Source organism: Ruegeria sp. L12 (genome assembly GCF_056531745.1).
In genome coordinates this window covers 42,209-65,154 of the sequence record NZ_JBQFMH010000002.1, presented here as the reverse complement: position 1 = coordinate 65,154, position 22,946 = coordinate 42,209, and the positions used below count along the sequence as shown (strand labels likewise).

The following is a 22,946-nucleotide window of genomic DNA, read 5'->3' as shown; positions in this document are numbered from 1 at the left end:
CATAAATATCCTCGGGGGGTGTGGGGGGCAGACAGCCCCCCACCCTCTCCGCCCAAGCGAAAGCCCTGATTTGAGCGACTGGCTGATCTCATTAGAAGGCACCGAAGCAGGCCACCAGTTGGCCCTTGGTCTGGCGCTGATGGCCGCCTTCCTGCATGCCGTTTTCGGTGCGCTGCAAAAAGGCCGCCATGATCCGTGGATGTCACGCGGCGCGATCGATGCCAGCTACTGCCTTATGGCAGCGCCTTTTGCCTTCTTCGTCGTGCCATGGCCCGAACCCTATATGTGGCCAATCTTCGCAACCGTCTGGGTGATCCATATCGGCTACAAGGTCCTGCAAGCCGCCGCTTATACCAAAGGGTCCTACACAGTCGTCTACCCGGTGGTGCGCGGGACCGGTCCCCTTTTTACCGTCATCGGGGCCTATCTTCTGTTCGGAGAAACCTTCTCCTCAATCCAATGGCTCGGCGTTGCCACTCTGCTGGCAGGCATCTTCGGCCTCGCCGCCTATAATCTGCGCTATCTCGAAACCAATCGCGAGACGCTGGGCATCGCTCTCGCTCTGGCGTTTGCCACCGGCCTCTTCGTGGCGCTGTACACCACCTATGACGCCTACGGCATCCGCGCCACAGCCGACCCGTTCACCTTCCTCGCGTGGTTCTTCATGATCGACGGGGCCGCGATGCCGATCTATGCCGCGCTCAGATACCGGGCCATGATCCACCGCCCGGCCCTCGGCCCGCTGATGCTGCGTGGCCTTGCCGGTGGGATCATTGCCCCGCTGTCCTTCGGCGCCATCATGCTCGCCACCCGCCTCGACAAGGTCGGAGAGGCCGCGGTCTTGCGCGAAACTTCCACCGTCTTTGCCGCTCTCATCGGTTGGCTGGTGCTGAAAGAAACCGTCGGCCCCAGACGCATCGCGCTGATGGCATTGATTGCACTCGGCGCCGTAATAGTTGAAATGGGCGGGTAAGCAGCAGGTCGGAATCATGGCAGAGAAAAAAGACATCAACCCATTCCTGAAACAGGTGCTGGAGCTTGGCCCGCCGCTGGCTTTCTTCCTCATCTACCTGCGCCTGCGTGATGACAATTTCGTGATCGGCGGCATTGAATATTCGGGCTTCATCGTCGCCACGATCCTGTTTGTGCCATTGATGCTGGCCGCGATGGGCATCCTCTGGTACCTCACGGGCAAGCTCAGCCGGATGCAGATTTTCACCGCGTTCATGGTGATTTTCTTCGGCGGCCTCACCGCATGGTTCAATGACGAGCGGTTTTTCAAGATGAAAACCACGCTGGTCTACGGCTTCTTTTCCCTCATCCTCGGCATCGGCCTACTGCAGCGAAAATCCTACCTGGCTTACGTTCTGGACGAGATGCTGCCCATGCAGCACGAAGGCTGGATGATCCTGACCCGCCGCCTCTGCGCCTGTTTCGCGGTGCTTGCGGTGGCTAATGAGCTGGTCTGGCGCACGCTGTCGACCGACCTCTGGGTCAAGATCGAAACCTTTGGATTTCCCATCGCGCTGATGGGCTTTCTGATGCTGCAATTCAGCATGTTGCAACGCTATATGGACGATCCGGATCAGCAATAGCGGACCACCAAACATCAGGAAAACCCGATAAAACAGCTTGGCTTGGGCGCGAAGCTGTGGAAAGTTGAACAGACTCGCACCACTCACCACCGGAGACTTCCGCCCGAATGATGGCATTTCCCAATAGTGGATTCCTGTCCGAAGCTTCAGAAGAGCTGCGCAAGATGCTGGCCTCACTGGCTTCCGAGGTGACACTCGACAGCGGCGATGTACTGTTCGAACAAGGCGATCCGGGTGACGCGCTTTTTGCAATCCTGTCGGGCACGCTTGAAGTGTCCTTCCTGGCCATGAGCGGGCGCAAGCTGTCGCTCAGGCTGATGCGCCCGGGCGAAGTGTTTGGCGAGATTGCGCTGTTCGACAGCGGCCCCCGGACCGCCACGGTGACCGCTGCAGACCCCGCCAAGGTTCTGCGGGTCCGACACAAGGATGTAATGGATCAGATCCGGAAGAACCCCGATCTGGCGGTTGACCTGATCCGCCTTGCCGGTGTGCGCATGCGCTGGATGGGCGATCAGCTGAACGAACAGGTCTTTTTGCCGATGCCGATCCGGCTGGCGCGCAAGCTGCTGCATCTGGCTGGTCAGCAGGACACGCCGAGTGCCCGCATCACCCTGTCGCAAAGCGAACTGGCCGAATTCGTCGGCGCCACGCGCGAGGCGGTGTCAAAAACCATCTCGACGTGGAAGCGCGACAACGTGGTCGAAGCCTCGCGCGGGGGGCTGCAGATTCACGATCTCGACGCCCTGCGGCAACTGGCCGAATCCGATTTAATCTAAATTTTCGGCACAGATGTGATCCGCTTCACATACGAGCCTAAAAGATTGCCCTAAGGTCAATCCTGTTACCGTAGGAGGTCGGTTTTATCATCCCCGATATCTGTCCACCGATCTCTCCCTGTACCAGAGCCATATGCCATCCCCGGCATATGGCTTTCTTCTTAACAAACCATGAAAAAAGGCCGGGATCGTGACCCCGGCCTGTTTATCCGATCTGTTCGCTTAAGCCGTTATTCCAGGCTCAGCGCCACAAATCTGGGTTCTCCGCCACGGCGGACCAGCAACAGCAGCGATTTGCGTCCTGCCTCGCGCGCCTCATCCATCCGCGCTTCAAGATCCGCAATCGAGGTTACCGCTTGTTGCCCGGCTTCAGTGATCAGATCACCGGCGCGCAGCCCCTTCTCAAAGGCTTCCGAGGATTCGTCGACATTTGTCACCAGCAGACCTTTGGCATCGGCATCCAAACCCAGTTCCTCGCGCTGGTTGTCACCCAGCGGTGCAATAGTCAGGCCCAGAACATCCTTGTCCTCTTCCGTCGGTGCCTCAGACTCGGGCTCTCCGCCCTCGTCGACACGCTCGGCGTCCTCACGACGGCCCAGCGTCACCAGTACGGTCTGGGTGCCGCCATCGCGGTGCACAACCACGCGCACCGATTTGCCCACCGTGGTTTCACCCACCTGACGGACCAAGGCGCGCGTATCCTCGACCTCGACACCATCAAAGCTGATGATCACGTCGCCGGCCAGCAGGCCAGCCTCTTTCGCCGGACCTTCCGGCACATCGCTGATCAGCGCGCCGCCGGGTTTGTCCAGCCCCATCGCCTCGGCCATGTCCTCGGTCACGTCCTGAATGCGCACGCCCAGCCAGCCGCGGCGGGTCTCGCCAAATTCGCGCAGTTGATCGACCACCTTGATCACCACGTTCGACGCCATCGAGAACCCGATCCCGATCGAGCCGCCATTGGGCGACAGAATCGCGGTGTTCACACCGACCACCTGACCATCCATATTGAACAGCGGCCCGCCCGAGTTGCCCCGGTTGATCGCCGCATCTGTCTGGATGTAGTCGTCATAAGACCCGCTCAGCGCCCGGTTCCGGGCCGAGACGATTCCGGCGGACACCGAAAAGCCCTGTCCCAGCGGGTTGCCCATCGCGATCACCCAATCGCCGACGCGCATGGTGTCGCTGTCGCCGAACTGGACATATTTCAGCGGCCCTTCGGCCTCGACTTTCAGCAGCGCGATGTCGGTCTTTTCATCCGTACCGATCACCTTGGCGGGTAGTTCCTCGGCGGGTTGACCGTCGCCGGGGAAAAACTCGATCAGAATTTCATCCGCTTCCGCGATGACATGGTTGTTGGTGACGATAAAACCGTCTTCCGAGATCACAAACCCCGATCCCAGCGCATTGCTGCGGCGCGGGCGGTTTTCGCCGTTGCCGCCATTGCGATCCTGAAACTCGCGGAAGAAATCCTCGAACGGGGAACCCTCGGGTACAATCCCCTGCGGGCCGGTCTGCCCTTCGATCAGGGTCGAGGTGGTGATGTTCACCACCGCCGGGCTGATCTTTTCGGCCAGCGGCGCAAGACTGTCGCGCGCCTGCGCGGCCAGGGTCTGCGCCAGAACCAGCACCATCCCCAGAAAGGCCAGCCACATCAGCCGCACCATAACACCAACATCGTCCCGCCGGACGGACATACTGCGCGCTTTCGCCTGCACTTGGGGTTCTCCTTGTCGAACATATTTCAGCGGGAACTAGCCTGCGCCCCGCCCTCGACAACCAATGTAGTCAGTTTGTCCAAGCCCGCAACTCGGGAACGGGGGGAAATCACCGGCAAGTGAGAACCTTGACTTAAAACCCGACCTGATAGGCACCCCATAGCAGGATAAAACCGCTGACGACGCAGAGCAGCCCCAGCAGCCGCCGTGCCTGTTCCGGCAACGCCCTCAGCGCCTCAAGCATACGTTCAATAAGCGAAGGGGCCAGCGCATAGGCCAGCCCCTCGACAATCAGCACCAGCCCAAAGGCCAGAAGGATCATACCCATTATTCAGAAGCCGCAGCCGCTGGTGCTCGCCGACCAGTCGGCGAGGCAAGATAGTTGAAGAACTCGGAATCCGGGCTCAGGATCAATGAGCTGTTGCTGCCTTGCAGGGCATTCTCGTAAGCGGTCAGCGAGCGGTAGAATTCAAAGAATTCCGGATCGGCACCATAAGCTTCGGCGAAGATCGCGTTGCGTTCGGCATCGGCCTCACCACGAATGATCTCGGCCTCGCGGTTGGCGTCCGAGACCAGCTCGACTACGGTCCGGTCGGCCTGCGCGCGCACACGCTGCGCAGCTTCGTTACCTCGGGCGCGCTCGTCGGTTGCCTCACGTTCCCGTTCGGCCTTCATCCGGTCGAATGTGGCCTCAAGGTTCGCCTGCGGCAGGTCGGTCGCCTTCAAGCGCACGTCGATCACGCTGACGCCCAGTGCGCGGGCTTCGGCGATGGCGCTGTTGCGAATGCGCAGCATCAGCGCCGCACGATCCGAACTCAGGATATCGCGCGAGGATACCGAACCCAGGACCTCACGCGTTTCTGCGCGCAGGATGCGGTCCAGACGATCCTCGGCCACCGGGATGCCACCGACACCAACGGCCTGACGGAACTGCTCCAGATCGGAAATCCGATAGCGGGCGAAGGCGTCAACCACCAGTCGGCGATCGTCCAGAGGCGTCACTTCCAGCGGTTGTACGTCAATCGATAGGATCCGGTCGTCATAGCGGACAACTTCCTGAATCAGCGGGATCTTGAACGCAAGACCGGGCTCTTCTTTCACCGCAACGACGCGGCCAAACTGCAGAACCAGCGCGCGTTCACGCTCGTCCACGATGAAAATCGAGGACAAAACACCGACAATCGCAATCACGATGACCGGCAGAATGAATGTTGCTTTACGCATCAGTTGTTCCCCTCGGTCTGACTACGGCGCAGTTCGTTCAGCGGCAGATATGGCACGACGCCTTGCCCTGATCCGGTCGAGTTTTCATCCAGAATGATCTTGTCCACGTCACCCAGAACCTGCTCCATCCGTTCCAGATACAGACGCTTGCGGGTCACGTCCGGTGCTTTGGAATATTCCTCGAGAACGGCACTGAAACGGCTGGCCTCACCCTGGGCGCTGTTGATCTGCTGGGCGCGATAGGCCTCGGCCTCTTCCAGCACCTGCGCGGCTTCACCGCGCGCTTCCGCCAGAACCCGGTTGGCATAGGCATCCGCCACGTTCTGCAGGCGGTCACGCTCCTGCGCGGCGGCCTGAACGTCGCGGAAGGCGGCGATCACGTCCTGCGGCGGGTCAGCCTTGTCAAAGTTCACACGGACGATGTTCACGCCCGAATCGTAGCTGTCCATCGTCAGCTGAATCAGCTCCTGCAGACGTTCGGCGATGATACCACGATCCCGGTTCAGGATCGGGGCCAGTTCGCTTTGCGCGATGATCTCGCGCATGGCCGATTCTGACACGGCGCGGATCGTCTGACGTGGGTCGCGCAGATTGAACAGGTACTTGGCCGGGTCATTGATGTTCCAGACGACCTGATAGTCGATATCGACCACATTTTCGTCACCGGTCAGCATCAGACCATCGTCGCTGCCACGCGCGCCGCCCATGTCTTCGTTCTGTTCGCGGGTGACCGGGATAACTTCGGCGGTCACAAACGGCCACGGGGCAAAGTTCAGACCAGGATTACCGACAGCCGAGAACTCACCCAGAAACAGCTCAACCGACTGTTCTTCGGGCTTGACGGTGTAGAAGCTGGCCAGCCCCCACAGCACCGCCGCAGCCACGATCCCGATGGCAACCGTGCCTTTGGTGAACGCCGGACCACCGCCGCCACCCTGACCGCTGCCACCACGGCCACCGCCGCCGCGACCGCCCATCAGGACGCGCAGCTGCTCCTGGCCTTTTTTCATCAGCTCGTCGATCTCGGGGATCTGCGGGCCATCGCCTTCGGGGGGCTTGCGCCCGTCCCCGTTGTTACCCCGATTTCCTCCGCCACCGGATGAGCCTCCGCCCCCCCAGGGGCCGCCGCTGTTGCCCGCCATATGTGTGTTTTCCTTGTATTGGACCGTGTGATCACGGCTTCCCTTGTAACGTGTGTGCGCGCGGTTGCAAATCAAGCCGTGCGTACAGGTTGCCGCATTGTCACCAGTTCCTCGGCCATCACCGGGTGAACTGCAACCGTGCGATCGAAATCTTCCTTTGTCGCGCCCATTTTTACGGCAATACCAGCCAGCTGGATCATCTCACCCGCCCCGGGCGCAACAATGTGGCACCCGAGCACCTTGCGCGTCGCCTGCGACACGATCAGCTTCATCAGCACACGCTGCGTACCGCCCGCAAACGCTTTCTGCATCGGCTTGAACGAGGTCGCATAGACCTCGATCGGTTCCTGCGCGGCGGCCTCTTCCTCGCTCAGACCTACGGTGCCCATCTCGGGCTGGGTGAAGATCGCGGTCGGGATCAGCTCGTGATCCACCGGCGTCGGGTTGCCTTTGAACACGGTCTCGACAAAGGCCATGCCCTCACGGATCGCCACCGGGGTCAGGTTGACACGGTCGGTCACGTCGCCAATGGCGTAGATCGAGGGCACGCCGGTTTGGCTGTACTTATCCACGACGATCTCACCCTTGCGGCCGCGTTCGACACCTAAGGCTTCCAGCCCCAGATCATCCGCATTCGGCGCGCGTCCCGTGGCATACATCACCACGTCAAACGACTGCTCGGACCCGTTGGTGGCCTTGACCCGGATCTTGTCGCCGTCCTTGGCCATTTCCAGCACATTGGTGCCCAGATGCACATCAATACCGTTCTGGCACATCTCTTCGCTGATCAGCCCGCGCGCTTCATCGTCAAAGCCCCGCAGGATCTGCGCGCCGCGATAGAACTGAGTCGTCTTGACCCCCAGCCCGTTCATGATCCCGGCAAATTCACAGGCAATATAGCCGCCGCCGACGATCAGGATGCTTTCGGGCAGCTTCTCCAGATGGAAAATCTCGTTCGACGTAATCGCCAGTTCCGAGCCCGGAAACTCGGGCACGACCGGGCGGCCACCAGTGGCGATCAGGATATGCTTGGCCGTCTTGCGGGTACCATCGGCCAGCTCGACCGTATGCGGATCAACCACGCGGGCGCGCTGGTCAAAGCTTTCGACGCCATTGTTTTTCAGGATGTTACGATAGATGCCTTCCAGCCGGTCCAGCTCGGCAACCAGCTTGCCGTGGAACGTATCCCAGTTGAACGCACCGGGCTGAATATCCCAACCGTATTCCTGCGCATCGCCGACCATCCCGGAAAACTCGCTGGCAAAAACCATCAGCTTCTTGGGCACGCAGCCCCGGATCACGCAGGTCCCGCCATAGCGGTCCTCTTCCGCCAGCGCCACCTTGGCCCCGTTTTCACCCGCCGCCACACGCGCCGCGCGAACCCCGCCCGAGCCGCCTCCGATGACGAACAGATCATAGTCAAAGCTCATAGGTGCGTTCCTTCTTTATTCCGCATGGCCAAAAGGCCTTGGTTATCTGGGCCTGAATTCCCGGCTGCCAACCCCCGGCCAACAGATATTTGGGTTTTCTTTCAACGCCCATGGATCATCTACCCGGACTTAATCCGCCAGATCCGAAAACAGATTGTCCCCGTCGTCGCCCAGCATATCGGTCTGAACCGTACCCTCGTTGAGGTTGCGCAGCTCCACCCGGCCATTGCCATAGCCAACCACGACCTTGTCACAGATATCGATGAACAACCCGTTTTCGACCACGCCGGGGATCTGGTTCAGCACCAAGGCCAGCTGCCGGGCATTGCCGATACGTTTGAGGTGCAGATCCAGAATGTGGTTGCCCTCATCCGTAACCTTCGGCGCCTCTGTGCTCATGCGCAGGGTGACCGTGGTGCCCAGCACATCCAGCGAATCCAGCGTCTCTTCGATCAGGGTGCGGGTGGTCTGCCAGCCAAACGGGATCACCTCGACCGGCAGAGGGAACGCGCCCAGCGTTTCCACCTCTTTGCCCGCATCGGCGATCACCACCATCTGGTCGCTGGCCGTGGCCACGATTTTCTCCTGCAGCAAGGCTGCCCCGCCGCCCTTGATCAGATTGAACTCGCCATCGAACTCATCCGCACCATCGATGGTCAGGTCCAGCCACCCGGCCTGATCCAGCGAAATGACCTCGATTCCCGCCTCGCGCGCCAGTTGCGCCGTCGCGGTCGAGGTCGGCACCCCTCGGAACTTCAACCCATCCTGACGCACGCGCTCCCCCAAACGGCGCACCAGCCACGCTGCGGTCGAGCCTGTCCCCAGCCCCACGCGCATGCCGTCTTCCACCAAATCCGCTGCGCGATAGGCCGCAACAAATTTGGCTTTGTCGATCGGCGACAAATCATTGCTCATTCTTCACCCCCAGGCATTCTGCTCGCCTTATACGGAATGCCCCCCTCAACTGCGAGAGGCAAATCGTCCGCAACCCTGCAGACATATGTCCGAAATACGCCTTTCCGATAGGAAACGTCGCAATCGGCGCTGTATAAGGGTGACGTGCGACGTAGATAGAGGACATGAAGACGCCGTACCGCCTGCATTATGCCCCCGACAACGCCTCGCTGGTGATCCGGCTGGTGTTGGAAGAGATGGGCCTGCCCTATGAAACCGTTCTGGTCGATCGCCGCCAGAACGCGCAGGACAGTGCGGCCTATCGGGCGCTGAACCCCAACGGGCTGATCCCGGTGCTCGAAACGCCCCATGGGCCGGTATTCGAGACCGCCGCCATTCTGCTGTGGCTGGCGGATACGCACGAGCACCTCGCCCCGACCGCCAAGAGCCCGGAACGCGCCGCGTTTCTGAAATGGCTGTTCTTTGCATCGAACACCCTGCACGCCGATCTGCGCATCCTGTTCTATGCGGAAAAATACATCGACCCCGATCAGGCCGATACTCTGCGGACCGGAATGCGCCCGCGGCTGCGCACTCATCTGCAAAACCTGGATGCGGTGGCAGCGCAAGCCCCGGACTGGCTGCGCGCCGACCAGCCTTCGGTTCTGACATACTATCTGGCCTGCATGATGCGCTGGATGGCGCTCTATCCCGCGCAGGCCGATCGCAGCTGGTACCAACTGGCTGACACGCCCTATCTGCACCGCATCCTGGTCAAGCTTGAAACCCGCCCCGCCACCCGAACCGCAATCGCGGCCGAAGGTCTTGGAGCGACCCCGTTCACCTCACCCATACACGCCACACCTCCAGAAGGCTCAGCTACCTGACATGTTTCTCTCTGTCTTCGATATGTTCAAAGTGGGCATCGGCCCGTCCTCGTCACACACAATGGGGCCAATGGTTGCCGCCGCGCGCTTTCTGGACATGATGCGCGCCTCGCCCTTCGAATTCGCCGGCCTGCGCGGGTCCTTGCACGGATCACTGGCCTTTACCGGCGTTGGCCACGCCACCGACCGGGCCACCATTCTGGGTCTGGCCGGGTTCGTGCCGGACACCTATGACAACACCAAGGCCGAGGCCGCGCTGGCCGCGATTGCGGAAACGCATACGGTCACGCCCGACGGGCTGCCCACCCTGAAATTCGATCCCAAGGCCGATCTGATCTTTGACTACGACCACAACCTGCCCGGCCATGCCAATGGCATGATCCTGATGGCCACCGATGCGCAGGGCGACGTGATCCTGCGGCAGGTGTTCTATTCCATCGGCGGCGGCTTTGTTCTGACCGAAGAGGAACTGGCCGAAGGCAAAGCCACCGACGAAGGCGCGCCTGTGCCCTTCCCGTTCAAATCAGCCGCCGAGATGCTTGAGATGGCGAAATCCAGCGGCAAATCCATTGCCGAGATGAAACGCGCCAACGAAATCGCGCGCGGCTGTGCCGAAAGCTTCGCCAAGGGTTCGGCCCGTCTGTGGCAGGTGATGAACGATTGTATCGAGCGCGGCCTGACCACTGATGGCATCCTGCCCGGTGGCCTGAATGTGCGCCGCCGCGCAAAGGGCATTCACGACGCGCTGCTGGCCGAGCGCGGCATGAACCTGAACCCACCGCACACGATCAACGACTGGATGAGCGTTTACGCCATGGCCGTGAACGAGGAAAACGCCGCCGGTGGGCAGGTCGTCACCGCCCCAACCAATGGTGCTGCTGGCGTGCTGCCTTCGGTTCTGCGCTATTATCTCGACCATGTTCCGGGCGCATCTGAAAGCCATATTGAAGACTTCCTCTTAACCGCCGCAGCCATTGGTGGCCTGGTCAAGTTCAACGCCTCAATCTCGGGCGCTGAGGCAGGTTGTCAGGCCGAGGTCGGCAGCGCCTCAGCCATGGCGGCAGCAGGCATGTGCGCCGTTATGGGCGGCACGCCCGAGCAGGTCGAGAACGCAGCCGAGATTGCGCTGGAACATCATCTGGGCATGACCTGCGATCCAGTCGCGGGTCTTGTTCAGGTGCCCTGTATCGAGCGCAACGGGTTGGGCGCGATCAAAGCCGTCTCGGCGGCGTCGTTGGCGCTGCGCGGCGACGGGAAGCACTTCATGCCTCTGGACGCGGCCATTGAAACCATGCGCCAGACTGGCGAGGACATGCACGAGAAATACAAGGAAACATCTCTGGGCGGTTTGGCCGTGAACGTTCCGAACTGCTGAGGTCATAACGGAGGGGACATCATGCGTGGACATTGTTTGTGCGGCAGGATTGCGTATCAGGTCGATCCCCCCATCCTGTCCTGCGTGTCTTGCCATTGCGACAGCTGCCGCCGCCAATGCGCTGCGCCGATGACCACTTATTTCGCCATCCGCGATGGCAATTGGCGCTGGACAGGCGAAGAACCGAAACGCTTCAATTCCTCTCCGGGAGTCGAGCGCAGCTTCTGCCCCCATTGCGGCACGCCGATCTCGTTCCGCTCGGCCAAGATGTCGGATGTGCTGCACCTCTATGTGGCCACTCTGGAAAACCCCGAGGCACTGACGCCCACCTTGCATGTGGCCCATGAGGAAAAGCTTGGCTGGCTGCACCTGAACGACGAGCTGCCCACCTGCATCGGCCCGGACTATACCAAGGTGCAGCCGCTGCCCGACGCCTGACCTTTTCACCGCGCCGCGAAACCGCTAGCGTCGCGCCATGACCCAGGATCGTCCCGTTTTCGGCATCGTCTTGATGCTCGGCTTTTGCGTGCTCGCCCCACTGGGCGATGCCATGGCCAAAGTGCTGGGCGAGACGACACCCATCGGTCTGCTGGTGCTGGTACGCTTTGCGGTTCAGATCCTTATCCTGACCCCGCTGCTTGCCGCGACGGGCCGCTCTTGGCGGATGCGCGGGCGGGTGCTGCGGTTGACGGCGATCCGCACGATCCTGCACATCATCGGCATCTCGGCGATGTTCGGCGCGCTGCGCTTCCTACCGCTGGCGGATGCGGTGGCCATCGCCTTTGTGATGCCCTTCATCATGCTGTTGCTGGGCAAATTCGTTCTGGCTGAGCAAGTCGGCCCCCGGCGTCTGATGGCCTGCGTCGTCGGCTTTATCGGCACGCTGCTGGTAATCCAGCCCAGCTTTGCCGAGGTGGGCGCCCCCGCCCTGCTGCCGCTGATCGTCGCGGTGGTGTTTGCGCTGTTCATGCTGGTGACCCGCCAGATCGCGAAAGAGACCGATCCGGTCTCGCTGCAGGCGGTGTCGGGGGCAATGGCCACAGTTGCGCTGCTGCCGGTGCTGATACTGGGAACCGGCGCTGGTATCGATCAGCTCTCATTCGTCATGCCAGACCGGGAAACATTGTGGCTGCTTTTTGCGATCGGCGCTTTGGGCACCGTCGCGCATCTGCTGATGACATGGTCGCTGCGCTATGCGCCGTCGGCGACATTGGCCCCGATGCAGTATCTGGAAATCCCGGTAGCCACCGTGATCGGCTGGCTGATCTTCCGCGACCTGCCCAATGGCATGGCCGCCATCGGCATCCTGATCACCATCGCCGCGGGTCTCTATGTCATTCTGCACGAGCGGGCCAACGCCCGGTCCGGCCCGACAGAAACGCCTGCATGACCTGATCCAGCGCCCCGATCGGCACCATCATCAACAGCCCCGGTCCGTCAACCTCAAGCGTGAATTCACCCAGCGCGCGGTTCGAGGTCCCGACCCGCCCGTCCGGTTCCAGCACCAGATCGTCAATCGGCCATTCCAGCCCCCTGCTCTGCCCCGTTATGCGACGAAATGGAAACAATGAAACGATCGCGCCCGCGGCCAGATCCAGCGTGATACGCGGCGGCGCATGGAACACGACTTCGCGCGCGCCCAGCAGCAGACAGGCCTTGTCAGGCCTGCGCACAAGGCTGTTGAACACCGCCAACTGGTGATCCACCCGCGCACCCAGAAACCCCGCAGCCAGGATCAGAGGGGTCTGTACACTGCGCAGCGCCTTGTCGAAATCCGTGCTGTCCTGTTCACGAATTGGAAACAACCGATCCTCGGGAATCCGCGACCTGCAAGCAGGCGAAAGCGAGTCGAAATCCCCGATCACGGCGTCCGGAATGCGCCCCGAATCAATCAGCGCCGCGGCGCCGCTATCCGCCGCAATCGCAGAATCGACGCGATTCAGCACCAGATTCACGTCTTCAGGCCCGATTTCCCCGCCGCCAAACAGCCCGATTGGCCCCTCGGACCGAACAATTGACTCATTTTTCGCAAGATTGACCATATTTCCCGGTTTTGGACATAATGAGACCACAAATTGATAGACTCATGGCTACAGTTTAAAGTCGATTGCCTAAATCTGTGTTTGGCAATGTGACCTGGTAGTTTGTAGAGGACGTGCGTCTGATGGTACAGAACAACAAGGTGTTAACCGTTTCTTACGGAACCTTCTCGTGCACTTTGGAAGGCTTCGACGATTCATTCGAAACGATGAAAGCCATTGCCGAATATTTCAGGGACCTCGCAGCGGACGACCGTTATTTCGGGTCCGAGCCCCCTCAGCCAGACGCCGAAATGCTGACCCGTATTGCCCAGCGTGATGTCGCACGTAAGGTCGAGGCCAGCCAGAACGACACCGGCCTGCTTCTGCGCGCCTCTGATACAACCGCCGCCGCAGCACCGACCCCCGCTGCCATTGCGCCGACACCTGCACCCGTACAGACCCCCACAGAGGCGCCCGCACAGCCCCCGGTCAGCGCCGCCCCCTCGGCCCCGACCGAGGAACCTGCAGCCGACAGTATCGCCGCCAAGCTGCAGCGTATCCGGGCCGTGGTTTCGCATTCCGATGACGGGCAGACCGCCTATTCCGAGGATGAAGACAACGGCTATATTCAGCCCGCCAAACCCAAGGTCGATGCCATCTCGGCTGCCTTCGAAGCCGGCGCGCTCAGCCCCGCCGATCTGGACGAGCCGGTTGTAGACTCCGCGCCCGCTGTGAGCCCCGAGGCCGACCTGTCGACAGGTCCCGAAGAAGATCTGATCGAGGACCTTCCCGAACCGGCCTCCCAGATGGAAGAGGCCGAAGCCCCCGCCGACGATCTGACGACCGCCCTGCCGGTGACCATCGAGCAGGACGAAGGCGATGTCACCGCGCTGGTACCCGCCGAGGAAGCCGAGGAAGAAGAACAGCAGGATCAGGTCACAGACAGTGACGTTCTGTTCTCGGATCTCGATGAAGAGCCCGAGGCAGAGGCCGAAGACCAGACCAATATTCTCAACGAGTCCGAGACCGACGAGGAAGAGGCCTCGGAGACACTGGCCGACATTTCGCGCGATGTGATTTCGGCCGAGGATGAAGCGCTGCTGCTGGACGAGATTGCGCTGGTCGAATCCGAGCTTGAAGCGGGTATTTCGGCTGAGCGGTCGGATATGTCCGGTCTCGACGAGGATGTCTCGCGCCTGATGGACAAAGCAGGGGCGCAGCTCGACGATCCGTCGACCAGCGATCAGCGCGAAACCTATTCACACCTGCGCACCGCCGTCGCCGCAACCGAGGCCGAGCGCGCCGAAGGCAAGGACACCACCGAAGAGCGTGAAGATGACTATCGCGGCGATCTCGCCTCGGTCGTCAGCCCCCGCCGCCCCGAGGTCGAAGTCACCAGTCAACGCCCCGCAGCCGAACCTGCTGCGCCGCTGAAGCTGGTCGCGGAACAGCGCATCGATACCGACGACGCCGACACCGGCCCGGTCATGCCGCGCCGCGTGACCACGGCGGAACAGGATGCGGATGAAGAAGGTGGTTTTGCCACTTTCGCGCAGGAACAGGGCGCGCAATCGCTGCCCGATCTGCTGGAAGCCGCTGCCTCATACCTGTCCTTCATCGAAGGTCAGGAACAGTTCTCGCGCCCGCAACTGATGAACAAGGTCCGCTCGCTGAAGCAGGATGCGTTCAATCGCGAAGAAAGCCTGCGTTCGTTCGGCCAGTTGCTGCGCGACGGCAAGATCGAAAAAGCCGGTGGCGGTCGTTTCGCCGCCTCGACCCAGATCGGGTTCCGCCCGGATGACGACGAACGCGCTGCGGGCTGAACCCGGCGCATTTATTAACCCCCTCGAAACGCGACAGGGCCAGAGAAAACTCTGGCCCTTTCCTTATGAGCTAGCGCTCACCGCCCAGCCCCATTCCGCGCCTTAGATCGAGGCGTTCAGTTCTGATCCGGGTCTTCCTTGCCCACCCCGCGGAAGATGAATTTGAATGGCAGGACCCAGACAATGCCCAGCGCGACATAGACCAGTAGTTCCAGCCAGATCGGCGGGCGATCCAGCCAGTTCACAATCGTCACAACCGCAACGATATAGAGCGGCAGCCCGATCAACAGCAGCACCAGCGACCACCGCCGCCGCGCCTTATAGCTGAGACCGGGCTTGTCCTCGCCGCTCATCAGTCAGCAAACGGGTCGGTTACCAGAATGGTATCCTCCCGCTCCGGGCTAGTGGACAAAAGCGCAACCGGGCATTCGATCAATTCTTCGACCCGGCGCACATATTTGATCGCGTTCGCCGGCAGCTCGGCCCAGCTGCGCGCGCCTTCGGTGGATTCACTCCAGCCCGGCATTTCCTCGTAAATGGGCGTGCAGCGCGCCTGCTGGTCTGCGGCTGTGGGCAGATAATCCAGTTGCTCGCCATCGAGCTCATAGCCCGTGCAGATTTTCAGCGTCTCGAACCCGTCCAGAACATCCAGCTTGGTCAGCGAAATGCCGTTCACACCGCTGGTGGCACAGGTCTGGCGCACCAGACAGGCATCGAACCAGCCACAGCGACGCTTGCGGCCTGTTACCGTCCCGAATTCATGCCCGCGGGTGCCCAGACGATTGCCGTCGTCATCATCCAACTCGGTCGGGAACGGCCCCTCGCCGACGCGGGTTGTATAGGCTTTGACGATGCCGAGCACAAAATCGACCGAGCCCGGGCCGATGCCCACACCCGTCGCCGCCTGCCCTGCAATCACGTTGGACGAGGTGACAAATGGATAAGTGCCGAAATCGATATCCAGCAGCGCCCCCTGCGCCCCTTCGAACAGAATGCGCTTACCCGCTTTGCGCTTTTCATTCAGCACCTTCCAGACCGGCGCGGCAAAGGGCAAAATCTCAGTAGCAATCTCTTTCAATTGCGCCACCAGTGCATCGCGATCGACCGGCTCGATGCCGAGTCCTTTCCGCAGCGGATCGTGGTGCTGCAACGCGCGGTCCACGCGCGCCTCAAGCGTGGCGTCATCCGCCAGATCGGCCACACGGACCGAACGGCGCCCGACCTTGTCCTCATAAGCCGGGCCGATACCGCGACCGGTCGTCCCGATCTTGGTGCCCTTACTGGCCGCTTCCTCGCGCGCCCGGTCCAATTCACCATGGATTGGCAGAATCAGAGGGGTATTCTCGGCAATCATCAGTGTCTCGGGTGTGATCTCCACCCCTTGCTGCCGGATCGAGGCGATCTCGTTCACCAGATGCCAGGGGTCCAGAACGACGCCGTTGCCGATGACACTCAGCTTGCCGCCGCGCACAACACCCGAAGGCAGCGCGTTCAGCTTGTAAACTTCGCCATCAATGACCAGCGTATGCCCGGCATTATGCCCGCCCTGAAAACGCGCGATCACGTCCGCCCGTTCGCTGAGCCAGTCGACAATCTTGCCTTTTCCTTCGTCGCCCCACTGGGCGCCGACAACAACCACATTGGCCATATCCGGTCCTTTTGCGCTGAGATATCAAACCCGGCTGATATAACGAGGCTCAGTCGGCAGGGAAACCGATATTTCGCCGCATGGGGAAATCGCGCTACGCGCGATGCCTCTGGCGGGGATATTTTTGGCCAGATGAAGCGCGGATCCCCTGCTTCATCTGGCTCTAAATATCCCGGGGGGGGTCGCCCGGAACGGGCGGCGGGGGCAGCGCCCCCTTCTAACGGTGCAACAAGCGTACCGGTTGGCCATGAGGCGTGGTCAGATAAGCCTCTTCCCAGGCGCACTGCAGTGTGGCGACATCATCGGCTGGAGCGGCGCCTTGCTCGGCCAGCATCGCCTCCAGCGTTTCGAGCCAGGCATTGAAGTAATCCTCGCCCCCATCCAGTTCCCGGCTCAGCCCATTCCGTTTTAGGGTTGCGCCAAAGCGATCAGCCCAGTCGGGCCAGTCAAAACGCCCGGCCTCATTCAACGCAACGGTGACGGCAAAGACCTGAGCGTGCCAGGGTTCGGCGAAAACCGGCTCGGGCGCGGTATGGGTGAGACATGTGGTCATGCGGGCTCCAGATAGGATTGCCAAAGGTCCAGAACCACTTCATCGCCGGGATGTTCCGGGTCAGCCCAAAGCTCGGAGGCCGGGAAGATCACGGCGTAGAGCGGTTCAGGCGCCTCGCCCAGCCCGTGGGCGTTGGAATCGGGCAAAACATGTGTGCCGTGCAGTCTGAGAATGCGGCCCGTTGCGCCGGCGGCGTAGATCGGCAGCCTCGTATGCCCGCCGTCTACCAATCTGTTGGCGCTGGGGCGCGCCGTGCGCACCGCCTGTCCGACTTCGAACTTGACCGCGACATTCGACGGACGGTCCGCAGGGCCGCCTTTGGCCAGAGCCGCCGATACGTTCTCGGCCAACAGCTTTCGCGCAGCCAGAGGGTGATCTGCGTCAGCGGACACCTCACTCAGATCGTCCAGGGTCAGCACACCCTTCCCCACCAGAAGATCGGCAAGCCCGGCCATCCATATCTCGTAATATGAAAAGCGGGTGTAATCCTTGGGCGACAGCCGCTCGCGCGCGTGTCGTTTAACATCGATGTTCCACTGCCTCAAAGAATCCGCGGCCACCGTCACCGCCAAAGCGCGCGCCTGCCAGTCGTCGGCGAAAACCGGGGCATCTTCAGATTCCGGATGAATCGGACCGTCGCCAAAGCGTCCGCCCATGTCATGTACACGCGTCATGAGGGCTCCTTGGGTAAGCCTGTACCGATCATGCTGTCGCGGGTCACCAGCGCGGCCAGTTCATCCTCGGTCATGCCCTCGGTTCCGGCGGGGCGCATGGGCAGGACGAGATAGCGGATCTCGGCGGTCGAATCCCAGACGCGAACGGCTGTACCTTCGGGCAAGGTGACACCGAACTCGGCCAGCACCTTGCGCGGCTCACGCACAGCGCGGGCGCGGTAGGCATCGGATTTGTACCAGCCGGGCGGGATACCCAGCAGAGGCCACGGATAGCAACTGCACAGGGTACAGACGACCATGTTGTGCTGCGCAGGCGTATTTTCCACCACGACCATATGTTCGCCCTGCCGACCAAAATAGCCCAGATCGGCAATGACAGGCGTCGCATCCTCCAGCAAGGCGGCCTTGAAGTCAGGATCGCTCCACGCCTTGGCGACAACGCGGGCGCCGTTCTGCGGGCCGATCCGGTTCTGATAGGTGTCGATGATTTCATCCAGCGCGGCCGGGTCGATCAGCCCCTTCCGGGTCAGAATCGTTTCCAGCGCTTTGACGCGCAAAGCGGGTTCCGGCGGCAATAAGGCGTGCGGGTGGTCGTGATCGTCATGCGGCATGGGCCAGAGCCTGCGTCAGGATTTACCGGTCTGTCCAGTCCCTTTACCGTGATATGATACATCACGCATGGTGATGCGAACTCCTGACTTGCCCCCAAGATCAAACTTGCATAAGTACCACGCGATACACGTCTCGCTGTACAGGACCACCATGGAAAACGTCGTTCTCATCATCCACCTTCTGTTGGCCTTGGGCCTGATTGCCGTTGTTCTGATGCAGCGGTCCGAAGGCGGTGGCCTTGGTATGGGGGGCGGCGGCGGTGGCGCCATGACCGGTCGCGCCGCAGCGACGGCTCTGGGCAAGGTGACCTGGATCCTGGCGGCCTGTTTCATCGTGACCTCGATCACGCTGACCATTCTGGCGGCCCAGAAATCCTCGGGCAGCTCGGTGATCGACCGTCTGGGCGTTCCGGCCCCGGCCGCGACCGAGGACAGCACACCGGCGGTTCCGTCGGCGGATGACCTGCTGCCACCGGCACAGGGCGACAACGCGCCGCTGATCCCGCAGGCCGACTAAGCCACAAAACCTAGAAAATCGGAGGAGAACTGCAACAGCATCTTGCGGTTCTCTTGCGCTGCACGCGCGAATCCTTTATATGTGAAGTCCCGTGATGCAGCGGTTTTTTCGAACCGCCGGGCAGCTGATAATGACGTCTCACGGGAGCAGCCGAAAAACATGGCGCGTTTTATTTTCATCACTGGTGGTGTGGTTTCGTCCTTGGGCAAAGGACTGGCTTCGGCGGCGCTGGGATCACTGTTGCAGGCCCGTGGATATTCGGTGCGTCTGCGCAAGCTTGACCCCTATCTGAACGTCGATCCCGGCACCATGTCACCGTTCGAACATGGCGAAGTGTTCGTCACCGACGACGGGGCCGAGACCGATCTGGACCTTGGCCATTACGAACGCTTCACCGGAGTGGCCGCGCGCAAGACCGACTCGGTCAGTTCCGGGCGGATCTATTCCAACGTCCTGGAAAAGGAACGCCGCGGCGATTACCTCGGCAAGACCATTCAGGTCATTCCGCACGTCACCAACGAGATCAAGGATTTCATCGCCATTGGCGAGGATGAAGTTGATTTCATGCTCTGCGAGATCGGCGGCACCGTCGGCGATATCGAGGGCCTGCCCTTTTTCGAGGCCATCCGTCAGTTCAGTCAGGACAAGCCGCGTGGCCAGTGTCTGTTCATGCACCTGACGCTGCTGCCCTACATCAAGGCGTCCGGAGAGCTGAAGACCAAGCCGACCCAGCACTCGGTGAAAGAGCTGCGCTCAATCGGTTTGGCCCCCGACATTCTGGTCTGCCGCTCCGAAGGTCCGATCCCGAAGAAAGAACGTGAGAAGCTGGCCCTGTTCTGCAACGTCCGCCCCGACAGCGTGATTGCGGCGCAGGATCTCAGCACCATCTACGACGCCCCGCTGGCCTATCACCGCGAAGGTCTGGATCAGGCGGTTCTGGACGCGTTCCAGATCAGCCCGGCCCCCAAGCCCGATCTGGCCAAATGGGAAGATGTCAGCGACCGCATCCACAACGCCGAAGGTCAGGTAAAGGTCGCCATCGTCGGCAAATACACCCAGTTGGAAGACGCCTATAAATCGATTGCCGAGGCGCTGACTCATGGCGGTATGGCCAACCGGGTCAAGGTCAAGATCGAATGGGTCGATGCCGAGGTGTTCGACACCGAAGACGCCGCCCCCTATCTGGAAGGCTACCACGCCATCCTCGTCCCCGGCGGCTTTGGCGAACGCGGCACCGAGGGCAAGATTAAGGCCGCGCAATACGCGCGTGAACACAAAGTGCCCTATCTGGGCATCTGTCTCGGCATGCAAATGGCGGTGATCGAAGCCGCGCGCAACGCGGCGGGCATTACCGAGGCCGGGTCCGAGGAGTTCGACCATGAGGCCGGGAAAAAGCGTTTCGAACCGGTGGTTTACCACCTGAAGGAATGGGTGCAGGGCAACCACAAGGTGGAACGCAAGGTCGGCGACGACAAGGGCGGTACGATGCGTCTGGGCGCCTATAACGCGGTTCTGGCCGAAGGCTCGAAAGTGGCTGAGGTCTATGGCGGCACCCAGATCGAGGAACGCCACCGTCACCGTTATGAGGTCGACATCAAGTACCGCGAACAGCTTGAAAAGGCCGGCCTGAACTTCTCGGGCATGTCGCCGGATGGCCGCCTGCCCGAGATCGTCGAGTGGTCGGATCACCCGTGGTTCATCGGCGTTCAGTACCACCCGGAACTGAAATCGAAACCTTTCGATCCGCACCCCCTGTTCCGCGAATTCGTGCGCGCGGCCAAGGACACTTCGCGTCTAGTCTGATCACGGCCCGATAACAGTATTGTACCCGTCGGCGCGAAACATCTTTACGCGCCGACGGTTTGCACGGTTAACTGCCGCCATAGCAGCGACAGGAGGCCAGCCATGACCGATCAGATTACCCAAGCAGAAACCTTTGCCGCCCTGCACAAGAAGGGCGATCCGGTCATCCTCTATAATATCTGGGACGCAGGCAGCGCCGCCGCCGTGCGCGATGCGGGGGCCAAGGCGCTGGCCACGGGCAGCGCTCCGGTCGCGATGGCGCAGGGTTTTTCCGACGGCCAGAACATCCCCTTCGAGATGGCGCTGGACAATGCCCGCCGCATTGTCGAGACGGTTGATATCCCGGTCACCATGGACCTGGAAGGCGCCTATGCCGAGGACACGTTCGGCATTTCAGCCAATGTCAAACGGGCGCTCGAAACAGGTGTGATCGGCTTTAACTTCGAAGACCAGATCGTTGGAACCAAAGATCTTTATGACATCGAAACCCAATCCGCCCGCGTCGCCGCCATGCGCGAAAGCTGCGATGTGGCCGGTGTTCCCGCCTTCATCAATGCCCGCACAGATATCTTCCTCAAGGCCCACCCGGACACGCATGATCAGGCGATGCTGGACGATGCCATGGCGCGCGCCAAAGCCTATGCCGACGCCGGGGCCAGCGGCTTCTTCGCGCCCGGCCTGAAAGACGAGGCCATGATCGGCCAGCTTTGCGAGGCGACCGATCTGCCCGTCAACATCATCGCTCTGCCCGGCACCCCCGATACGCCAACGCTTGCCAAGCTGGGTGTGGCCCGGATCAGCTATGGTCCGGTCCCCTACCGGCAGATGCTCGCCTGGCTGCAGGACAAGGCGCGTGAGGCGTTGCAATCGGGCGGTTGATCCACTTTTGGGGGATTGCATTCCGGCTTAATCCTCCGCAACTTGCGCGTCATAAGTGGAGGAGGATGCCGCAATGGCCAAAGGATACTGGGTGGCCCATGTCGATGTCGACGACTTCGACACCTACAAGGCCTACATCGCCGCAAATGCAGCCCCTTTCGCCGAATACGGCGCCAATTTCCTGGTGCGCGGCGGTGAACGGACCGAGGTCGAGGGCAACGCCCGCGCCCGCACCGTCGTGATCGAATTCCCCAGCTATGAACAGGCACTGGCCTGCTATGAAAGCGAGGGGTATCAGGCCGCAAAAGCCCTGCGCGACCCGGTTTCGACCGGCGATCTTGTGATCATTCAGGGCTATGAAGCCTAGCAGCGCTTGGCGCGCCGGATATTTGGGAATATTCTAACCATATGTTGAAGAAGCTCTTTCAGGCCTTTCGCCCGCCGCAACATGACAAACTGCCCGACCCGGATGCCGAACTGGCGCTGGGGGCGCTGATGGTGCGCGTGGCACAGGCCGACCGCGACTATAAGCTGGAAGAGATCAGCCTGATCGACCGCATTCTCGCCCGCCTCTATCAGCACAACGCAATCGAGGCCGCCAAAGTACGCGCCACCTGCGAAAAATTGCACGCCGCCGCGCCCGAGACCGACACGTTCGGCAAGCTGATCCGCGAGACCACCGATCTGCAGGAACGGCTGGCCGCGCTGGATGCCCTGTGGGAGGTGGTGCTGGCCGACGGCAACTCGGACGAGGGCGAGATCAAGATCGTCGAAGAGGCGCGCATTGCCATGGGCCTCAGCTTCAATGACAGCAAGGCGGCGCGCGAACGCGTGCAAAGCCGGTTGGAAGCGACATAACCAGCAACTATATGGTTCAGAATGTTCAGTGATTTCCTGTCCCGGCTCACGCAGCCCCAGCCCGATCCGCTTGTCGAAGACGACGCCCGTCTGGCCCTGACCGCCCTTCTGGTGCGCATCGCCCGATCCGACAATGACTATGCCGATACCGAGATGGCCCGGATCGACCGCATCTCGGCCGAACGCTACGGCCTGTCCCCGTTCGAGGCCGCCGCCCTGCGCGCCCGCGCCGAAGACCTCGAGGCCGAAGCCCCCGACACCGTCCGCTTCACCCGCGCCATCAAAGAGGCCGTCGCCTATGACGACCGGCTGGCCGTGGTGCAGGCGATGTGGTCGGTCGCTTTAGCCGACGGGCAACGCACCGGCGAGGAGGATTCACTGCTGCGCCTCGTGGTCAGCCTGCTGGGCGTCAGCGACGTCGATTCGGCTCTGGCCCGGCAGAGGGCAGCGAAAGCCTGAGCCGATTGGCATGCAAACGGGTGGAAAATCCATTTTCGGCGCTGCCAGGTTTTTGCTTG

The 22,946-nt window shown here is 61.4% G+C and carries 26 protein-coding genes; 14 read left to right on the top strand and 12 right to left on the bottom strand.

Going from position 1 to position 22,946, the window contains the following annotated elements; genetic code table 11:
- Nucleotides 1-70 precede the first annotated feature (70 nt).
- The 3 genes from ACR0K9_RS03275 (at nt 71) to ACR0K9_RS03265 (ending at nt 2,371) form a co-directional block, all read left to right on the top strand.
- Nucleotides 71-973, top strand: a complete 903-nt coding sequence (locus ACR0K9_RS03275) for an EamA family transporter (protein ID WP_480820736.1) — start codon at nt 71-73, stop codon at nt 971-973.
- Between the two features lie 16 nt (nt 974-989).
- Complete coding sequence (locus ACR0K9_RS03270) at nt 990-1,595, top strand: inner membrane-spanning protein YciB (protein WP_480533086.1); 606 nt, start codon at nt 990-992, stop codon at nt 1,593-1,595.
- A gap of 107 nt (nt 1,596-1,702) precedes the next feature.
- Nucleotides 1,703-2,371, top strand: coding sequence for a Crp/Fnr family transcriptional regulator (locus ACR0K9_RS03265; RefSeq protein ID WP_480820734.1), 669 nt, complete (start codon nt 1,703-1,705; stop codon nt 2,369-2,371).
- Nucleotides 2,372-2,601: 230 nt separating this feature from the next.
- Here the strand turns inward: ACR0K9_RS03265 and ACR0K9_RS03260 are convergent, their stop codons facing one another.
- From ACR0K9_RS03260 to rpiA, 6 genes are all read right to left on the bottom strand, one after another.
- The gene (locus tag ACR0K9_RS03260; protein WP_480821375.1) at nt 2,602-4,068 is read right to left on the bottom strand and encodes a DegQ family serine endoprotease; all 1,467 of its coding nucleotides are present in this window, start codon (nt 4,066-4,068) and stop codon (nt 2,602-2,604) included.
- Nucleotides 4,069-4,222: 154 nt separating this feature from the next.
- Nucleotides 4,223-4,417 (bottom strand): DUF2065 domain-containing protein, encoded by a 195-nt coding sequence (locus tag ACR0K9_RS03255; RefSeq protein WP_480533090.1) that lies wholly within the window; start codon nt 4,415-4,417, stop codon nt 4,223-4,225.
- A complete protein-coding gene (hflC, locus tag ACR0K9_RS03250) occupies nt 4,417-5,313 on the bottom strand; it encodes a protease modulator HflC (RefSeq protein WP_480820732.1) in 897 nt (298 codons plus the stop codon). The genes ACR0K9_RS03255 and hflC overlap by 1 nt, the downstream gene beginning before the upstream one ends.
- Nucleotides 5,313-6,455 (bottom strand): FtsH protease activity modulator HflK, encoded by a 1,143-nt coding sequence (gene hflK / locus ACR0K9_RS03245; protein ID WP_480820730.1) that lies wholly within the window; start codon nt 6,453-6,455, stop codon nt 5,313-5,315. The genes hflC and hflK overlap by 1 nt, the downstream gene beginning before the upstream one ends.
- Before the next feature lie 71 nt (nt 6,456-6,526).
- A complete protein-coding gene (gene gor, locus ACR0K9_RS03240; protein ID WP_480820728.1) occupies nt 6,527-7,885 on the bottom strand; it encodes a glutathione-disulfide reductase in 1,359 nt (452 codons plus the stop codon).
- A gap of 129 nt (nt 7,886-8,014) precedes the next feature.
- On the bottom strand, nt 8,015-8,800 hold the full coding sequence (gene rpiA / locus ACR0K9_RS03235; RefSeq protein ID WP_480820726.1) for a ribose-5-phosphate isomerase RpiA: 786 nt from the start codon (nt 8,798-8,800) through the stop codon (nt 8,015-8,017).
- 164 nt (nt 8,801-8,964) lie between these two features.
- Here rpiA and ACR0K9_RS03230 point away from each other — a divergent pair, with 164 nt between their 5' ends.
- From ACR0K9_RS03230 to ACR0K9_RS03215, 4 genes are read left to right on the top strand one after another with little or no spacing between them, the layout of a single operon-like run.
- On the top strand, nt 8,965-9,666 hold the full coding sequence (locus ACR0K9_RS03230) for a glutathione S-transferase family protein (protein WP_480820724.1): 702 nt from the start codon (nt 8,965-8,967) through the stop codon (nt 9,664-9,666).
- A 1-nt stretch (nt 9,667) separates the two neighbouring features.
- Nucleotides 9,668-11,041: an L-serine ammonia-lyase gene (locus ACR0K9_RS03225; protein ID WP_480820722.1), complete on the top strand. Its 1,374-nt coding sequence runs from the start codon at nt 9,668-9,670 to the stop codon at nt 11,039-11,041.
- A 21-nt stretch (nt 11,042-11,062) separates the two neighbouring features.
- The gene (locus tag ACR0K9_RS03220) at nt 11,063-11,479 is read left to right on the top strand and encodes a GFA family protein (protein ID WP_480820720.1); all 417 of its coding nucleotides are present in this window, start codon (nt 11,063-11,065) and stop codon (nt 11,477-11,479) included.
- A 37-nt stretch (nt 11,480-11,516) separates the two neighbouring features.
- Nucleotides 11,517-12,431: a DMT family transporter gene (locus tag ACR0K9_RS03215; protein ID WP_480820718.1), complete on the top strand. Its 915-nt coding sequence runs from the start codon at nt 11,517-11,519 to the stop codon at nt 12,429-12,431.
- On the opposite strand, the gene ACR0K9_RS03210 is transcribed toward ACR0K9_RS03215, so the two are convergent.
- On the bottom strand, nt 12,376-13,083 hold the full coding sequence (locus ACR0K9_RS03210) for a thiamine diphosphokinase (RefSeq protein WP_480820716.1): 708 nt from the start codon (nt 13,081-13,083) through the stop codon (nt 12,376-12,378). The genes ACR0K9_RS03215 and ACR0K9_RS03210 overlap by 56 nt on opposite strands.
- A 122-nt stretch (nt 13,084-13,205) precedes the next feature.
- On the opposite strand from ACR0K9_RS03210, the gene ACR0K9_RS03205 reads away from it, so the two are divergent.
- On the top strand, nt 13,206-14,885 hold the full coding sequence (locus tag ACR0K9_RS03205; RefSeq protein WP_480820714.1) for a hypothetical protein: 1,680 nt from the start codon (nt 13,206-13,208) through the stop codon (nt 14,883-14,885).
- Between the two features lie 116 nt (nt 14,886-15,001).
- On the opposite strand, the gene ACR0K9_RS03200 is transcribed toward ACR0K9_RS03205, so the two are convergent.
- From ACR0K9_RS03200 to nthA, 5 genes are all read right to left on the bottom strand, one after another.
- Complete coding sequence (locus ACR0K9_RS03200) at nt 15,002-15,238, bottom strand: DUF2842 domain-containing protein (protein ID WP_480533112.1); 237 nt, start codon at nt 15,236-15,238, stop codon at nt 15,002-15,004.
- A complete protein-coding gene (locus tag ACR0K9_RS03195) occupies nt 15,238-16,533 on the bottom strand; it encodes an adenylosuccinate synthase (protein ID WP_480820712.1) in 1,296 nt (431 codons plus the stop codon). The genes ACR0K9_RS03200 and ACR0K9_RS03195 overlap by 1 nt, the downstream gene beginning before the upstream one ends.
- A 217-nt stretch (nt 16,534-16,750) precedes the next feature.
- The gene (locus ACR0K9_RS03190; RefSeq protein WP_480820710.1) at nt 16,751-17,086 is read right to left on the bottom strand and encodes a nitrile hydratase accessory protein; all 336 of its coding nucleotides are present in this window, start codon (nt 17,084-17,086) and stop codon (nt 16,751-16,753) included.
- Entirely contained in the window at nt 17,083-17,760 is a 678-nt protein-coding gene (gene nthB / locus ACR0K9_RS03185; protein WP_480820708.1) for a nitrile hydratase subunit beta, read from the bottom strand. The genes ACR0K9_RS03190 and nthB overlap by 4 nt, the downstream gene beginning before the upstream one ends.
- Nucleotides 17,757-18,371: a nitrile hydratase subunit alpha gene (nthA, locus tag ACR0K9_RS03180; RefSeq protein ID WP_480820706.1), complete on the bottom strand. Its 615-nt coding sequence runs from the start codon at nt 18,369-18,371 to the stop codon at nt 17,757-17,759. The genes nthB and nthA overlap by 4 nt, the downstream gene beginning before the upstream one ends.
- A 151-nt stretch (nt 18,372-18,522) precedes the next feature.
- Here nthA and secG point away from each other — a divergent pair, with 151 nt between their 5' ends.
- The 6 genes from secG to ACR0K9_RS03150 all read left to right on the top strand — a co-directional run bounded on the left by secG (nt 18,523) and on the right by ACR0K9_RS03150 (nt 22,887).
- The gene (gene secG, locus ACR0K9_RS03175) at nt 18,523-18,888 is read left to right on the top strand and encodes a preprotein translocase subunit SecG (protein WP_480533122.1); all 366 of its coding nucleotides are present in this window, start codon (nt 18,523-18,525) and stop codon (nt 18,886-18,888) included.
- Nucleotides 18,889-19,047: 159 nt separating this feature from the next.
- The gene (locus ACR0K9_RS03170; protein ID WP_480533124.1) at nt 19,048-20,691 is read left to right on the top strand and encodes a CTP synthase; all 1,644 of its coding nucleotides are present in this window, start codon (nt 19,048-19,050) and stop codon (nt 20,689-20,691) included.
- A gap of 102 nt (nt 20,692-20,793) precedes the next feature.
- On the top strand, nt 20,794-21,570 hold the full coding sequence (locus ACR0K9_RS03165) for an isocitrate lyase/PEP mutase family protein (RefSeq protein WP_480533126.1): 777 nt from the start codon (nt 20,794-20,796) through the stop codon (nt 21,568-21,570).
- Between the two features lie 73 nt (nt 21,571-21,643).
- Nucleotides 21,644-21,937, top strand: a complete 294-nt coding sequence (locus ACR0K9_RS03160) for a DUF1330 domain-containing protein (RefSeq protein ID WP_480820704.1) — start codon at nt 21,644-21,646, stop codon at nt 21,935-21,937.
- 41 nt (nt 21,938-21,978) lie between these two features.
- Nucleotides 21,979-22,428, top strand: a complete 450-nt coding sequence (locus tag ACR0K9_RS03155; protein ID WP_480533130.1) for a tellurite resistance TerB family protein — start codon at nt 21,979-21,981, stop codon at nt 22,426-22,428.
- 21 nt (nt 22,429-22,449) lie between these two features.
- A complete protein-coding gene (locus ACR0K9_RS03150) occupies nt 22,450-22,887 on the top strand; it encodes a tellurite resistance TerB family protein (protein WP_480658096.1) in 438 nt (145 codons plus the stop codon).
- The last annotated feature ends 59 nt before the right edge of the window (nt 22,888-22,946 follow it).